The 16,903-nt window shown below is 43.6% G+C and carries 13 protein-coding genes; 1 reads left to right on the top strand and 12 read right to left on the bottom strand.

Going from position 1 to position 16,903, the window contains the following annotated elements; all coding sequences use genetic code 11:
* Positions 1-17 precede the first annotated feature (17 nt).
* Entirely contained in the window at positions 18-2,507 is a 2,490-nt protein-coding gene (locus OCV44_RS05745; RefSeq protein ID WP_449365393.1) for an ATP-binding protein, read from the bottom strand.
* 138 nt (positions 2,508-2,645) lie between these two features.
* Between OCV44_RS05745 and OCV44_RS05740 the strand changes: the two genes are divergently transcribed.
* On the top strand, positions 2,646-3,215 hold the full coding sequence (locus OCV44_RS05740; protein WP_009846406.1) for a UPF0149 family protein: 570 nt from the start codon (positions 2,646-2,648) through the stop codon (positions 3,213-3,215).
* Between the two features lie 126 nt (positions 3,216-3,341).
* Here the strand turns inward: OCV44_RS05740 and OCV44_RS05735 are convergent, their stop codons facing one another.
* The 11 genes from OCV44_RS05735 to tolB form a co-directional block, all read right to left on the bottom strand.
* The gene (locus OCV44_RS05735) at positions 3,342-4,373 is read right to left on the bottom strand and encodes a potassium channel protein (protein WP_009846405.1); all 1,032 of its coding nucleotides are present in this window, start codon (positions 4,371-4,373) and stop codon (positions 3,342-3,344) included.
* Positions 4,374-4,555: 182 nt separating this feature from the next.
* Complete coding sequence (locus OCV44_RS05730) at positions 4,556-5,377, bottom strand: ABC transporter ATP-binding protein (RefSeq protein ID WP_139684691.1); 822 nt, start codon at positions 5,375-5,377, stop codon at positions 4,556-4,558.
* Positions 5,378-5,742: 365 nt separating this feature from the next.
* The gene (locus OCV44_RS05725) at positions 5,743-6,804 is read right to left on the bottom strand and encodes a FecCD family ABC transporter permease (RefSeq protein WP_139684721.1); all 1,062 of its coding nucleotides are present in this window, start codon (positions 6,802-6,804) and stop codon (positions 5,743-5,745) included.
* Entirely contained in the window at positions 6,801-7,841 is a 1,041-nt protein-coding gene (locus OCV44_RS05720; RefSeq protein WP_139684722.1) for a FecCD family ABC transporter permease, read from the bottom strand. Before OCV44_RS05720 ends, OCV44_RS05725 begins: the two co-directional genes overlap by 4 nt.
* Before the next feature lie 100 nt (positions 7,842-7,941).
* Entirely contained in the window at positions 7,942-8,907 is a 966-nt protein-coding gene (gene fepB / locus OCV44_RS05715) for a Fe2+-enterobactin ABC transporter substrate-binding protein (protein ID WP_139684692.1), read from the bottom strand.
* Positions 8,908-9,060: 153 nt separating this feature from the next.
* Positions 9,061-9,876 (bottom strand): siderophore-interacting protein, encoded by an 816-nt coding sequence (locus OCV44_RS05710; RefSeq protein WP_139684693.1) that lies wholly within the window; start codon positions 9,874-9,876, stop codon positions 9,061-9,063.
* Positions 9,877-10,044: 168 nt separating this feature from the next.
* Positions 10,045-12,102 carry a TonB-dependent receptor gene (locus OCV44_RS05705; RefSeq protein WP_139684694.1) on the bottom strand — a complete coding sequence of 686 codons (2,058 nt, stop codon included), beginning with the start codon at positions 12,100-12,102 and terminating at the stop codon, positions 10,045-10,047.
* Positions 12,103-12,792: 690 nt separating this feature from the next.
* A complete protein-coding gene (nadA, locus tag OCV44_RS05700) occupies positions 12,793-13,854 on the bottom strand; it encodes a quinolinate synthase NadA (protein ID WP_009846384.1) in 1,062 nt (353 codons plus the stop codon).
* Positions 13,855-14,064: 210 nt separating this feature from the next.
* Positions 14,065-14,847, bottom strand: coding sequence for a tol-pal system protein YbgF (gene ybgF / locus OCV44_RS05695; protein WP_086049136.1), 783 nt, complete (start codon positions 14,845-14,847; stop codon positions 14,065-14,067).
* A 33-nt stretch (positions 14,848-14,880) separates the two neighbouring features.
* Positions 14,881-15,423, bottom strand: coding sequence for a peptidoglycan-associated lipoprotein Pal (gene pal / locus OCV44_RS05690; protein WP_009846381.1), 543 nt, complete (start codon positions 15,421-15,423; stop codon positions 14,881-14,883).
* Positions 15,424-15,534: 111 nt separating this feature from the next.
* Complete coding sequence (gene tolB, locus OCV44_RS05685) at positions 15,535-16,890, bottom strand: Tol-Pal system beta propeller repeat protein TolB (protein WP_139684695.1); 1,356 nt, start codon at positions 16,888-16,890, stop codon at positions 15,535-15,537.
* Positions 16,891-16,903 lie beyond the last annotated feature (13 nt).

The raw sequence follows: 16,903 nt of genomic DNA, 5'->3' as shown, positions 1-16,903 counted from the left end.
ATGTAATTAAACAACACCTATGCCATAGGAAGATTTACAGTAATGGTATTAATGATCTCTTGTTCAGGAGTAGAACCTAAAGAAACCTGTTCTAAGGCTTTATCAACTTGAGATGTAAGTTCTGCGTTATTCATAGGTTCAGCATGAACACGCAAGCTCTCTAAGGCAGACTTAATCAGCGATAGGTTATTATCTTCGAGCGCTACGTACAGCGTGACAAGTAGCTCTTCGGTGTTATCTTTGTTTCGCAGATCAGGTTTAGGTAATGACTCGCTGTTACTTTTCGAATCATGTTTTTCAACATCCGGGCTATCAAGATCATGAGCTTTAACTTCATGGTATTGGTAAAGCTTGTTCGAATAGCGGAACAACGCATCATCCAACTCACGCTCATCAATCGGCTTGGCAATAATATAATCCACCCCCGCACCAAGCATACGTTCGCGAGTCTCTTTAAAAACATCAGCCGTACAACCAAACACCAGTACCGATGATATCTCGCCGATCAAAGCACGAATAGCCGTGGTTGATTCAACACCGTCCATCACTGGCATATGGTTATCCATCAGAATCAAATCAAAGCGTTCGGCCACCACGGCTTGTATCGCAAGTTCACCATTTTCGACACTCTTACAAGTAAAGCCTTTACTGCTCATAAAGGTTTCAATGATGACGGTATTGGTTCTGTTATCCTCGACAATCAGTACCTTCAAGCCAGAGTAATCTAACTTCTTATGTGGCAAGCTCTCTATTTCGCCAGGCTGGCAAGGCTTAATCTTCAAGCGAACATCGAAGCTGGTACCTATCCCTTCTTCGCTGGTGACGCTAATACTGCCCTCCATCAACTGGGCAATTTTCTTCACAATCGCTAACCCGAGACCAGTACCGCCGAAGCGCCTCGTGGTCGAAGACTCCGCTTGTTCAAACGGTTTAAAAATACGTTTTTGTGCTTCTTTAGATATACCAATACCTGTGTCGCGAACTCGAATACTAAGGTAGGTATCACTCCCTTCTACGACTTCTTTAAGGTACACCTCGACAAAGCCTCGAGAGGTGAACTTAACGGCGTTGTTTAAGAGGTTAAACAGAATTTGGCGAAGACGTGCTTTGTCTGAGAAGTACCAACGGTCAGAAGGCACTTCGGAGTAAACTTTGAATTGAAGCCCTTTCTCGGAAGACAAGGTGTAATAGACACTGTTGATACTACCTATGATTGAATCAAGCGGGAATCGAGTCTCATCCAGATCTAACCTGCCTTGCTCTATCTTTGAAAAATCCAAGATCTCATTGAGTAACGTCATCATATGATCACCCGAATCATACAGGCTCTTTAGATGCTTCTCTTGCTCAGTGCTCAAAGGGGTTTTCAGTAAGATCTGGGCCGTCCCTAATACACCATTCATCGGGGTACGAATTTCGTGTGACAAGGTCGCAAGAAAGGCCGTTTTGGCATTGGTTGATGCTTGAGCTTTAACCTTCTCAGCTTCGAGATAGATGGTTTTTTCGTTGAAGGTTTTGATTAAGTGACCAATTTCATCATCACTTGAGTAGTCAACATCGATGATCTCACCCGCTTTAGAACTATCAACTTGGGCGGCAATCGTTGTGATTGGGCTTATCAAATAGCGGTTCAATAAGTAATAACCGGCCATCACACACAATAACAACAGCGGCACAATACCGCCTTCAACGCTCATTACCTGACGAAACACTTCGTCAGCGACCCGTGATTTTGAGTTGACGACATCCACTTGCCACCCAAACTCTCCAAATTGATTACTACTAATATAGATCCCTTCAACGAGATTGAAGTTATGAGAAACCAACACTTGGTTGAGTTTGTCTCTTAGAGTAATACCAAGGTTGTACACTTCCGCATGGTTCTTAATAAAGCCAAGCAACTCTTCAAGCGAGAGGTCCACCGTCGCAACACCTGCAAAGGTGCCATCGTAATAGTAAGGTGAAGATGCGGTGATCATTTGAACATGTGTATATGGGTCAATATACACATTGCTCCATGCAATAGTTCCCTGTTCTTTATTTACTACCGATGTATACCAATATTCGTTTTGATAAGGCGCATTTTTGGGGTTGTTATAAGAAAAGAGCTGGTCAATCTCACCATCATCAGCTTTGTTGAAAAAATAACTGTTTAGAATTTTATTCGAATCCAATGTATGCGGTTCTGGCCAAATACCTGCGCTGACGATCGTATCATCACTCGCCGCCAACATTGACTTAATAAATAACGGTATAACATCAGTATCGCGACGTTGTGCCTGAGCGAAGCCAACCAAGCTATCTACAAAACCTTGAGAGCTACTGAGGGGCTCTGTAATCAATTCCGATAACAGTTGTGTACGTAAGTCGAGGTTTTGTTGCAGCTTAGCGCGTACAGGAGATTCTACGACGTAATACGTCACACTACCGACAATGGCAATGAACATCGCGAGGTACACACCAAGCGCTACCATACTTTTTTTCTTAAGAGACGACCGTATTTGCATAATTATCTTGTTATTTTCTTTTGTGTTTAACCTAGTGTTTATTACTAATGACATCAAGCGTTTTTAGATTGAAGCTTGATTGGCGCAAGTTCATTGGTACTATAAGCGCAAATATGTTCCCTTTTACGGTACCTCACTTTGACTTTACAAGATATTCTTGCGCTTCCAGAGTTGGAAGGAAAGCTAATCACAGAACACAAAACCATGGGCTTTGTCACTGCAATGGCAGCCGCTCCAAATGTGTTAACCCCTCATGAATGGCTTCCGTTCCTTTGGGGTGGCGAAGAAGTCGCGCCTTTTACCGACGGTGAACAACTGGAAAGCTACATTGAAGTTATCATCGCGCTTTGGAACAAAACCCGCCCAGAGCTGATCGAAGGTACGTGGGTATGGCCTGAAGCTTGCCAATTAGATGATGCAGAAGTTGTAAATACAGCAGCTCGCGATTTTTGTGAAGGCTTACTTCAAGGCTGGCAGATTGCCCGTGATGATTGGGAAACACTGATGCCAGAAGACAGCGAAGACAACGCACTGGTCGGCGGCGTGTTGCTTTCACTAAGCATGCTTTACGATCCAGAAACGTCCATTGCTACGCTTGCAGAACAAGGCATCGAAGGCCTTGAGCAATTTGAAGAGATCTTTAACGCTGTGCCTGTGATGCTTTGCGGGTTAACGCAACGCGGTATCGCATTAGCCGAAGCTCAATAATTTTCTATTATCTTTAATGCTAGAGATATAAAAGAAATAAGAGAAATAAGCTACGCTATATCGAACGATAGTAAGAAGGCCTCACAATGAGGCCTTCTTTCGTTTCAGGTGACACAAACTAACCGTCTAAAAGCCTTTCCAATCGAAATGATCAATTCGCTCATCGGCAATGTAAAACAACTTAGTGCCGCTGCTGACAACTTGATCTAACTCCGGATTAAGCTCTATACCACTTCCCGTATCAATCGCGATCAGCGTTGCTTTGTACTTCTCTTTAAATACAGAGAAAATAGGTGCGACGGTTACAGGTTCGGCATCTTTAGGGTAATACGTCGAATACTGTGTCATACCTCTGGTTGAGCTTAAGAGCTCTTGATGAAGCGCACTTGAGCCAGGGTCAACCGCAGCTTTTGCTAGCATTTCGGCACCCACTGCCGGAATACATTCAGAATTTGGGCAATGTTGATGCAATAAATCGCTCAACGCCTCGTCTTTAAAGTAAACCAAAAGGTGGGCTTTAGGGTTTCGGTTCGCACAATAGAGCGCTGCTGATAGCGTGATGTCGTCTTCTGGGTTATCAATCAGAATACAGCTGGCTGACTCAATACCCGTTTTCTCCATCTCTTTGCCATCGGTGTAGCTGTTTACCTTAACGAAATTGATCTCACCGGGTAACGGATTTTCGATATCAGAACGCGTACATAATACGATTGGTCGCTTGCCCGTTTCTTCATGTTGCAGCATACGGATAAGATGAATTGTTCTTTGTTCATTCCACCCCAACATCAAAATGTGGTTTTCCACTCTCACTCTCCTTTTACCTAACAAGCCCGCTCGCCAATATTCAACACCTTCTGTTGCCACTTTACCCAGTAAAGCAGCGAAAAGGCTGAGTCCTCCTGGAATAACAAACAGAATAACAATCCATCGCCCCGCTTCCGTCGTCGGTGACAAATCGCCATAACCAACTGTAGAAGCCGTCACGACTAAATAGTATGCAAATGTAGTAAACGAGTTAGTTAAGTCCGTCTCACCCGCTAAATACAATGTCGACCACGATAAAAACACGTAGCCGAGGAAAGTAAACAGTAGGTTTTTACCATTCAAAACAAAGATATTCGCTTTGACCCAACGTTTGAGTTGTAACCAGATTATCATTAGAGCCTCTAATCCATTTCTCTTAGTTACATGCTAAAAAAAATAAATGATATCAACAAGATGTATCTTAAGAAAAAGGCACATGAACCCAAAATAATACCAATAGTCGACAATTAGGTGCAAAAAGACTTAGAAATATATGCAAACAATTTCCACGGATTTAATCAAGCCTGACAAAAAAGTCATGTTAGTGACTTCCCCAGAGGCACAATCAATGGAGTATGACTTACAGGATCATCAATAATAACGCTATCTAAGCCAAAGACTTGCTTAACGAGTTTGGCGTCAATTAAAGACTTAGGTTCGCCTTGTGCGACAATTTCGCCACCAGCAAATGCAATCAGGTGATCCGCATAGCGACAGGCTTGATTCAAATCATGCAGCACGGCAACAATAGTGTGTTTGTTTTTTCGATTAAGACGACGAAACAACTCCAACAAATCGATCTGGTGTGCGACGTCCAAATAAGTTGTCGGCTCATCAAGCAATACTATCGGTGTCTTTTGTGCTAATACCATGGCGATCCAAACTCGTTGTTTCTGACCTCCTGAGAGTTCATCGACCTGCCTCTCGGCCAAATCGGTGACACCAGTATCCTCCATCGCTTGGAAGACCGCTTCTTGGTCATCTAAGCTCCACTGCTTAAACAGTTTTTGATGCGGGTAGCGACCTCTTGCCACCAAATCAACAACTCGAATCCCTTCTGGAGCTTGTGAACTTTGCGGAAGTAACCCCAACTCTCTCGCCAACTCTTTAGCCGGTACCTTTTGAATATTCTGACCATCTAGACAAATTTGGCCTTTATAAGGTTTCAACAAACGGCATAAGCTTCTCAATAAGGTCGACTTTCCGCATCCATTAGGTCCGACAATGACCGTAAATTTACCTTCAGGAATATGAAGTTCTAGATTTTCACAAATAACGCGATTCTCGTACGCAAGTTTAAGATGACTTCCATTTAGTCGAGAGGTAATGTTGGATTCAACCGGTGTCGATAGGTTCATAAACTTCTGATTTCATTTAAGTTAAACAATATCCCCTAAGTAACCTGTAGCTATTTTCTTATTTTGCTATTTACTTATTTAGCTCTTTGATTACTTAGCTAATTAGCTCTAGCTATTCAGTTACTTGGGAAAGCGCAGCATCAAGAATAGACTTATTGCTGCTCAAGGTTACGTTTGGTTTCTTCGGGGCTAACATAGGTAGCGTTACACGATTTCAAGTTCAGCTGAGTACCCCATAACCAATTGGATCAACTTGTCACTTTTTAGGTACTGAACCCACTCTGTAAAAGGAGTCTCGGTGGATCACCCAAACCATGGACAAACTTAAGACGTATCGCTCTCATTAGTCATGTGTGTATCTATGCTTAAAACTGACGAGATCGGGTCAATAGCCAAATTAAATATATGCCACCAACAATACCCGTCATCCTGCCTATGGGCACGCTTGCTTGAAAAGGCAACCATTGAATTAAAACGTCCGCAGTTAAGACCAACAACGCGCCCATAAGAGCCGAAGAGAACAAGGATAATGCTCGCGACTTTCTCAATCGACCGACTAATTGAGGAGCAGCAAGGGCAATAAAGGCAATAGGCCCAGCAGCACCTGTCGCGAATGCGGCTAACACCACAGCAAAGAAAATCATAGAAAGACGGACTTGCTCGACTCGAATACCCAGCTGGGTTGCGATGTCATCCCCCATCTCGATCATGGCAAGTGCGCGCTTTAACATCATCATAAAAGGAAGGAGAATAAATACCCCAATGAGTACAGGATAAACATGTGTCCATGTTCTAGCATGCAGTGATCCTGCAAGCCATAGATTCGCCAAAATGGCATTGTCCAAATTACCCTTAACTAACATCAGGCTGTTCAGCGCACTCAAAATGGACCCGATCCCAATACCAGTGAGTATTAAGCGATACCCTCCAACCACTCCTGCTTTTACCGCAAGTAAGTAAACGATAACGGCCGTGATTACTCCGCCGACTATCGCTGCGATTGCAACTTCTATTGCCCCTTGCTCAAACAAAACTATTTGAGCAATTGCACCGGTCGCAGCCCCCGTAGTGAAACCAATGACATCTGGAGAACCAAGAGCATTTCTTGATACCGATTGAAATACCGCACCGGAAATGCCTAACGCCGCCCCAACAAAGACCGCAGTAAGAACCTTAGGTAGCCTTATGTTAAGAATTATTCGATCTTTTACGCCCCCCTCTCCAATCCCAAGAATGATATCGACGACTTGAGGCAACGAGATATTAAACTTACCCAATGTCATGGAATAAGTTGCAATAGCACAAACTGATATCAACAAAATCGAAGCGACAAGTATATGAGATGGTTGATAACAGAAAGAGAACTGGCCGAAGCGTACAACACTTCCCGAGCCAGAGTTTTGAAGAGTGTAAGGCTCTATCATCATAGGAGAGATATCTTCCAACGTTTCACTAAGAATACAAAGAATGGCCCACCGATTAGAGCAATCATAATGCCTACACTGATCTCATTGGGATACCCAACGATCCGGCCTAGAACATCAGCGACAACGGCCAGAATAGATGCAATCAGTAAAGAGAAAGGCATCAACCATTTATGATCCGGCCCCGCCACCATTCTCGCAATATGAGGGGCAGTAAGACCAACAAAGCTGATGGGACCAGCCGCCGCAGTTGACGTCCCGGCTAAAACAACAATAGCGATAGAAGCAAAACACCATATTTTGATCGGGTTAACACCTAAGGCGTGACCAATATCGTCCCCTAACGAGACAGTATCTAAGGCTTTACTTAATGAAAATGCGATAGCTAATCCAATGGCTATTAACACGGTAGCAGGAATCAAAACATCGTAGCCTCGTCCTTGAAATGACCCCACAGCCCAGTGTCTATATTGTTCGAACACCATTTCGTCGCTGTTTATTGTGATCATATGAGTCAGTGCAAGCAACACTACCGACAAAGCTGTTCCCGCCAATACAACTCTTACAGGGTTAACCCCTTTATTTACCCCTGCTAGGGCAAAAACGCCCGCTCCGGAAACAGCAGCCCCAAGTAAGCCAAACCACATCACATAGGCCATATCATGGATACCCAGAAAGGCTATCGCTGAGACTATGGCAACTGTCGCCCCCGCATTAACACCGAGTATCCCAGGGTCTGCTAATGGGTTACGAGTTAAGCCTTGCATGATAACGCCTGCAACACCAAGCGCACCGCCAACAACTAAAGCTAACAAGGTGCGTGGAATTCGAAGATGGACAACCAATAGATGATCACTGTTGGTTGAATCAAAAGAAAAAATCGCATCCAAAGTAACTACCGGCGATATGTAATGCGTGCCGATGAAAAGGCTAAAACACGAGGCCAAAAATAACAGCACGACTCCCGCCATCAACCATCGTCGTCTTTGTTCATGTCTTATCTGTTCAAGTGCTTCTGCAGGACCAGCAATACTTGTCATCATGGACATCCTTTACCTATTTACCGTAACCATTAACCATTAACCATTGGCATTAGCCATTAACCATTGGCATTAGCCATTAGCCATTAGCCATTAGCCATTAGCCTGCGTTTGTATCGCGCTCAAAAAGCTGAACAATGTCGTTAACGATTTCAGTGGCACTATACATATCGATACGAAAGGAATTCTCACCTAGGCCAAAGACTTGTTTATTCTGGACGGACGGAAGGTTGATCAAGATTGGGTCATGCATGAATCGATTAGCGCTGTCGTCACCCGCTTCTAGCAAAAATGTCGTATCGGCTTTAAGTTGAGTCAGCAGTTCAAAGTGGACGCGCATAAAGTCTGATAAAGGCACTGTGTTGTCATGCCACTGACGATTTTGCACTTCCATTTTGAAACCGAGGTCAGTGAGCAAATTCGCATGGACACCGTCCTCTAAAGCGATAGCATTGGTAGCTCCAGGTCCAAAATACGCCACAATATTGGTTTCGCCTTCTGGTATCTGTAGCTTGTTTTTACTCTGGTTAACGAACAACTCAAACTGGCTAATTTTTTGTTGGGCTTGTTCTTCTAACCCTGTCGCCTGTCCAAGCCTCAAAGCCAAGTCTTGCCATGATTGTGCGGTGTAATCCAAAATAATGGTTGGTGCTATTTGCTTAAATTCAGCGATTTGATCTCTCGCCGAATCACCACCGCGCCATGCTACAACAATCAAATCAGGTTCATAGATATAGGCAGACTCTAAATCAACGCTGCCGGCAGGCCATGCCTTTTCCACGCTTCTCTGTTCAGCAATATCTGCCCATTGACTAAAAAACTTCCCTTCATAAGTGAGTGCTGTTGCGGCTAAAGGAGCATCAATAGCCAGTAGCGTCCCACTAATTGTCACCGAGGTAGACAGGATTCGAGTCGGTTTAGATGGGATCACTGTCTGTGACCCATCCGCATTGACGAAAGTCTTGGGATAAGTATTTTGAGATGTCATTTCGGTTTCTGCGAAAACAGAAGTCGAAGCTGAAACCAAAAAAATAATAATGATTTTAAAAATCATATTGATTCTCATATATTTGTTGCACTTCATTTAGTCTAGGTTTAGTAAATTGAAATGGACTTACCGTGGTAATTGCTAAGCCAGTAAAATCATGGCCGAAACATCTGTCGAATAAATTCAATAAAACCAGCCTCTGTGAGGCCGGCTTTTAGTCAACAAAGCGGATTAGTACTCTTCATCCATAACTTCATGACGTTCATCATGATATGCTTCTTCATCCTTACCTCGTTTCCAGTAAGGAATCGCATACATATCTTTTCTAGACAGCTTGTACTCTTGTTTAAGTACTTTCCTACACGCAATCACGCTTTCATTTTCACCAGCAATGAAAGCAGAAAGCGAGTGAGACTCATTAGGTGCAATTAAGCCGGAGATGGCTTTACTCAATAGGTATTGCTCGCTCGTATCGTCTCTCACTAGCCACTTCAAAACCATACCTTGCGGATGCTGAATGTTATGTTCATCAGCAGCATCATCTATCTCGATAAATACATAGCCTTGAGTGTCAGAGGGAAGGTCCTCCAAAATCGCACTAATTGCAGGCACTGCTGTTAGGTCTCCCGCAATAATATGCCAACCTGCGGGTTCAATTAACGGCTCAGGCCCTGCAGGCCCGACAAGACCAATTTGGAAACCTTGCTCAGCTTTGATCGCCCACCCACTGCCGGGGGAACCGGTACCGTGGGTCACGAAATCAATATCAAGCTCATTCACATCGGCTCGATACTTTCTGACGGTATAGGCTCGAGGGACAGGTTTATGCTCAGGCCAAATAACAGTTTCACCTTCTCGGTAAGGTAACTGCAAAATCCCACTTTCCCGATTGGGGAAAAACACTTTTATGTGGCTACCATTTTGGTCTTCAGGAAACCCTATTAAAGAGTCACCTGTAACGGTAACTCGCAGTAGATGCTTTGAAATCTGCTCCTTACGAACAAAGTCCAACAGCATTGGATGTAAACGTACCGGTTGATCGTTCATCAATTTACCTCTTAAAGAGATCGACAGTATTGAATAGAAGCATGACTTTGATGGGAGTCTCTCCCAATGATCAGAAGGTTAGAATTAATACCTTCCCCACTTTCCATGCCAATGAATTTCAAAATAAACGCCTCGCTTTGAGCAAGGCGTTTTATTCTATCTAACCGATTAGAAGTACAATTCCACTGAACCACCAATTTGGCGAGGTGCTTGCTTCGTAATATCGTCTCCACCGAAATTGAATGTTTCTTTCTGAGAATCAAACAAGTTTGTAGCAAATAGAGACATACGTCCGTTAGTAAACACGTAGGCAACTTGGGCATTTGCAACCCAGTAAGCATCAATACTCTGATTCGCTGAGTTTTCAACGTCACTGAAGTAATCTCCAGTGTAATTCGCATTACCACTCAATTCGAAATTCTCAGCAAACATGTATAAAGCACCGAAGCTTGCCGTCAAAGAAGGGGCACGAGCGAGTTCTTTTGAGCTATTAGCATGATCTTTGTAGCTTGTTTTCAACAAACCAAGTGAAGCCAATAGCTCTAGGTTAGATGTGGCTAACCAACGGCTTCCTAGTTCTGCACCGTAAGTATATGCTTCATCAACATTATCAACTTTCACATCGCCTTTTGATGAAGTCTCCAATACTTGGAAATTATCATAGTCGTTGTAGAAGACGTTGGTTGTTAACTCAAGCTCATTATCTAGCAGGCTATGGCGGGTGAAGAATTCATAGTTCCAAACGTATTCGTCTTCATACGTATATGAAGAAAATGCCCACGTTTTGTTATTGAAGCCAACACCGCCACCTCCGGAGTTAAAGCCCTTAGCGGCTCGGATACCCACGGTTTGATCGGATTGAGGTTTATAGGCAACTTCAAGCTTAGGAAGGAATACATTTGATGTTTCATCATAATCTAAGCCGAAACGACCTGGGGCAACATAGCGTTTTTTGTTTTCGCGTTCGAATCGCCCTGCCGCTACCACTTCGATGCTCGGCATCACCAAGTAAGTCACTTCAGCGAATGCCGACATAGCGCGGTTTTTGCCTTCCATCGGTATAGATGAGCCAGTCTGTTCAAATACGTCATCATCTTCAGATTTGAAGTAGCGCAAACCGAACAAACCAGACAGATCTTCACTGAGGGAATTAAATCGAACTAAAGGCTCTATTTGGAACTCGTTACCCTTCGATTTGAAGTCCTGTTTTCTTCCTGCTGGATCTGTGCTTCGGTCGTAAGTACGGTCGGTATAAATCAAATTATTTTCAAACACTAACGTATCTGAGATGTCATAAGATACATCCCAAATGCCGCTTGTTGACTGAGTTTCATAAACAGCTCTATTGATCTTTGTTTGCTGAGATTCAGATTGAGGTCCAACGGTATCCATATGGGCAATCGTTAACGTGGTTTTGAATCCAGGAAGGCCTGCTGGCTCTAGCAAAAATTTACCACGAGCTGTCGTCATCTCAATGCGATTAGGGTCACCGACAGGTTCATAAGCAGTAAGGTCTGCATAACTACTGCGCTTTTGTTGATCAACACTCAATCTAAAGGCCAATTGATCTTCAAGTATTGGCGCCGAGATAACCGCTGCGGTTTGAGAGTAGTCTTGCTGACCAATAGCAGCCTTAACTTTGGTCTCAAAATCGTAAGTCGGATCATTGGATTTTAAAACGATAGCACCCGCAGACGCATTTCGACCTTGAACATAGCTTTGTGGTCCAAGATAAATTTCTGCTTGCTGCATATCCCATAAAGAACGGGGGCCGAACGCGACTTCAGAATAGCTGAGTGAACGTCCATCAATTGAAAGGTTCAACCTTGGCACGGAGCCACCAAAGGCAGCAAGACCACCGAATGAAGGACCTGAACCATCAACACCACGAATCGATGGTAGGTTATTACCCTGACCTGAATCCACAATGTTTGGTGTTAGCTGCAGCAAGTCATCGACCTCAGATGCGCCAGGAGTAGTCGCGATACGATCTTCATCATACACATGCACGCTTGAGCCCGTATCATAAATTGAACGCTCTATTTTCTCGCCATACACGGTGACTTCAAAAGTAGTTTTGGCTTCGTTAGCGGTAGTTTCATTATTATTTGTCGCTGCAAAAGCTTGACCACTTACGCAAAGTCCCATGATGATTGCAGATAAAGTGCGTAGTTTGAATCTGCTATTTCCTAGCTCATTCACTGCCGCGGGGCGTAATGCTGTCATTTAAAATTCTCCTTGATTAAGCATTAACTTTAGGTGGGCTCATGTAACGGCGTTTATAAGGAAAACGAGGGAAGACATTCAAAAGGTGTTGAAACGCGACAACTCAAAACGAGTATAGGCTGTGCTTCCTTAGCCCCTTATTGACCACTGCTTTATACATGAGCCAAAATTCCGACTGAAAACCGTCACATTGAACAAACCCTAAAATCACTCAACGAATAAATTGAAAAATGATCTTCCTTTCAATGACCTGACGAATTTTCAACCGTACCTTATCGGTTGCATATTTAAATGTAAAGCATTCTCATTTAATATTGATAATGATTATCAATATTAATAGTTACTTAAATTTGGCACTCTGATTTTTTGACAGTAAGAGCACCTAACGAGATGCCCTATTCATGAAGGTAGGTTGAAACAAAAATTTAAAAAATAAGACAGGGCTAAGAACTTTAGAGAGGGACTTTAGTTAATGATGAGCGTGCTGATTAAGAAACCCTACTCGGCTCTTGAACAACTAAGCGATAACCTACAATACTGCCTTCACTGGAATCACGTCGGGCATGAAGCTAATCTTCAGATACAAAAAAACCAGCACTGCGGCTGGTTTTTTAATGATGATAAATGCACCACGTTATAAAGACTGCAGAGTTATAAATATTGGATTATTTATAACCTCACATCATTAAATTAAGCGTTGCCTTTCACTTGAACGTTAAGCTGCTCAGCAAAATCTAGCATGCGGTTCAATGGGATAAGGGACTTCACACGAAGCTCGTCAGAAACGAAGATCTCGTGTTGCTCGCCACCATTCTCAAGCGCATTTTCAATCGCTTCAAGGCCGTTCATTGCCATCCAAGGGCAATGCGCGCAGCTACGACAAGTTGCACCAGCACCTGCTGTCGGCGCTTCAATTAGCTCTTTTTCAGGAACCAATTGTTGCATCTTGAAGAAGATACCTTTGTCAGTCGCGACAATCATCTGTGGATGAGGCAACTCTTTTGCTTTCTTGATCAGTTGACTTGTTGAACCTACAGCATCAGCCAGTTCTACCACACTTGCTGGTGATTCTGGGTGAACCAAAATAGCCGCTTCTGGGTAGACCGATTTCATTTTTTTCAAAGCATCAGCTGAGAACTCATCATGAACGATACACTCACCTTGCCAAAGCAACATGTCAGCGCCCGTTTGATTTGCAATGTAAGAACCTAAGTGACGATCTGGGCCCCAAATAATCGGTTTGCCTTCAGCGTCTAGGCTTTCAACGATCTCTAGAGCGATACTCGACGTAACTACCCAGTCTGCACGAGCCTTAACAGCCGCAGAGGTATTCGCGTAGACAACCACTGTGTGATCAGGGTGAGCATCACAAAACTCTGTGAATTTGTCTGCAGGACAGCCAAGATCAAGAGAACATTCGGCTTCTAGTGTTGGCATTAGAATGCGTTTTTCGGGAGTAAGAATCTTTGCAGACTCACCCATAAAACGAACACCAGCGATGATCAAAGTGCTTGCCGAGTGGCGGTTACCAAACTTAGCCATTTCTAATGAATCGCCAACAAAACCACCAGTTGCTTCAGCCAGAGCCTGAATTTCAGGATCCGTATAGTAGTGTGCAATTAGAACTGCATCTTTTTCTTGAAGTAGTGTTTTGATGTTTGCGATGTGGGCCTGCTTCTGAGCGTCGCTCAATGGAACTGGCTTAGGCGGAAACGGGTAAACTGTATCGATTTTATCTAGTATATGACTCATTGCTCTTGCTCTACGCAACTTCTTCCGAGAATTAGAGCATTCTACACAGGACAGCGATTGGGATCAAAAAGGATTGGTTGCAAACGATGACTAACTAATGCTTAAAACGCATAAACAAAGCGATGCGTTGACATCACGAAGAAGATAAGTCGACACTAAACTGAAGTTATCAGGTATAAAAAAGAGGTACCTGAGCACCCCTATTTTGTTTTACAAGTGGGTTTTAGCCACTTTAGCCGAAGCACTGTTTGGGTACTCGGTTACGACTTGTTGGTAATATTTCTTAGCTTGCGTCGCGTTATTGTTACGCGTAGCTATGTCACCAAGCTTAACCAGAGCATCAGAGCGCTTGTTAGAGTCTTTGTATGACACAACAGCGGCAAAGCTCTTCACAGCTTCCTTATCTTGCTTTTTAGCGAAATAAAGCTGACCTAACCAATAATGGGTGTTAGGCGTGAAGGTAGAATCTGGGAAGTCTTTTTGAAACTTTTGGAATGCTGCGATCGCACCCGTATAGTCTCGCTGCTTTAGAATCATATCTACAGCATTTTGATAAGCGGTTTGCTCATCAACATCAGTACTGAACGTACCAGAAGCGTCTTTTGAGCCTTCGCTCGCTGCTACTGCTACCGTTGCTGTTCCTGCTGCTTTCACCTCGCCTCTCACACGATCCAGTTCAATGAACAGTTCACGCTGGCGCTCTAGCATTTGTTTCATATCGTAGCTGTTTCGTTCCAACTCACCACGAAGCTCACTGATCTCCAGTGCCATGTCGTCGATTTGCTGCTGCATTTGAAGCTGAACGAGATTACGATTTTGAAGCAAGCGCTCTAAACGCTCAATATCTGATTCGTTAGATGCTGAACGAGAGGAAGATGTTGAATTTGTTGCGGTGCTATTGAGATCGGATACTGGAGCTGGTGCAGCGAACGTAGTGTTCGCTGCACTTGCCAGTAACGAAAGCAAAATGACTCGCTTTGTGTTACTGAACATGAGGCAATTCCTCAATTATATAGCCTACTAAAATTAGTAAACTAGTACTGCACGACGGTTTTTAGCGTACACATCTTCAGATTGACCTAGAAGAAGTGGCTTCTCTTCACCGTAGCTTACGATAGAGATTTGGTCTGCTTGAACACCTAGAGCTTGTAGGTATTTCGCTACAGCTTGTGCACGACGCTCACCAAGTGCGATGTTGTACTCAGGAGTACCGCGCTCATCAGCGTGACCTTCAACAGTAACGTTCATATCAACGTTCTTAACTAGGTATGCTGCGTGAGCTGCAAGCATTTCTTCGTAGTCGCCTGCGATAGTAGAGTTATCGAATGCGAAGTAGATTGTTTGAGTTTCGCGTAGCGCTTGCTCTTTAAGCTCTTGCTCAGACAGTTGACCGTTAGCGTCAATTGGCGTTACAACAGTTGTATCTACGTTGCCTTCTGAACCAGAAGTAGTTTGGTTGCTTTCTGTGCCAGATGTTGCAGAAGTTGCTTCATCAGTTGAGCTACATGCCGTTACTGCCATCACTGGTAGTGCAATCATCAAGCCTTTAAGAACTTTGTTAAGTTGCATCTTTTTTTCCTTACGTTATCAAACTTAGTTTCTACAGCGACTAAGTGCTATAGATAGTTATACGCCACAATAGTTAATACTATCAATAGCTAAAAGAATGTATCAAATAAACTAGAGAAACGGTGACCACGAAGGTGCTCTTACGCGCCCGTTCGTTGCCGGTAATCTAGCTTTAAAACGACCATCGATAGAAACCATCGATAGTACATTTGTTTTGTTGTAAATAGAGCTATAGATAACCATACCTCCATTCGGTGCAATACTTGGAGATTCATCTAACAATGTTTTTGTTAGCACCTGAACCGCACCGGTTTCCAAATCTTGTTTAGCCAAGTTAAAACCCGAGTTGCTACGATTGACCATGATCAGGAATCGTCCGTCAGGGGTGATCTGGCCACCTAAGTTTTGGCTACCTTGCCAAGTAATACGAGATGTCGAATTATTTGACAAATTTACATTATAAATCTGTGGTTTACCACCACGATCCGATGTGAAAATAAGAGACTTGCCATCTGGGTGCCAGAACGGTTCAGTATTATTAGAACGGCCGCGGGTAATTTGAGTCAACTTACGGCTAGCAAGGTCAAGTGTGTACACCTGAAGGCTGCCTGTTTTCGACAATACCAACGCCAATGTTTTACCATCTGGCGAGAATCTTGGCGCACCATTATGACGAGGGTATGACGTCACTTTCTCGCGCTCACCCGTGTAAATATTCATAATGAATATTTCAGCTTGGCCATTTTGGAAACTCACATACGCAAGCTTCTTACCATCCGGAGACCATGCCGGTGACATAAGTGGTTGCTTAGAACGAAGCACCAAGCGCTCGTTAAAGCCATCGTAGTCAGCAACGCGAAGCTGGTACGGGTACTTGTCTTTGTCGTTCACAACTACGTAAGAGATACGCGTTAGAAACGCCCCTTTTTCACCCGTTAGCTCTTCATACACTAAGTCAGAGATGCGGTGAGCATATTCTCTCAAGCGTTTACCAGGCACTGTCGCTTTCTTGTTGAACAGCACATGATCTTTAGAAAGTACCAATTGGCCTTCATCGCTTAATGCACGGCTTTGACCTTTAGTCAGTTGACCACGAACAATGTCGATCAGTTGGTAGTTCACCACATACTGCCCTTCGGCATTTTTAGTGATGCTACCTGTTAGCAAGGAATCAACGCCTAGGTTAGTCCAAGCATCAAAGTTCACCTCGGTTTCACTGTAAGGCGTTTGAGGCATTTTACTTGTCGCTACTGGGCTGAATTTACCACTGCGTTGCAAGTCAGAAGCGATAACTGCTGATACATCGTGTGGCAATGGTCCTGCGCCTTCCCAACGGAAAGGGACAATAGCGATAGGTCGTGCAGAGTTAATACCGTCTGTAATAACAATTTCTAATTTTGCAAAAGCAGAGCTAGAAAAAAGACATGCCATAACAAACAGGCTCTTGAAGAAGTTACCTTTAAGCATAAGTTATCCATTT

The sequence above is a fragment of the Vibrio tasmaniensis genome (assembly GCF_024347635.1).
Lineage (GTDB): Bacteria > Pseudomonadota > Gammaproteobacteria > Enterobacterales > Vibrionaceae > Vibrio > Vibrio tasmaniensis.
This window is presented reverse-complemented; position numbering and strand designations above follow the sequence as displayed.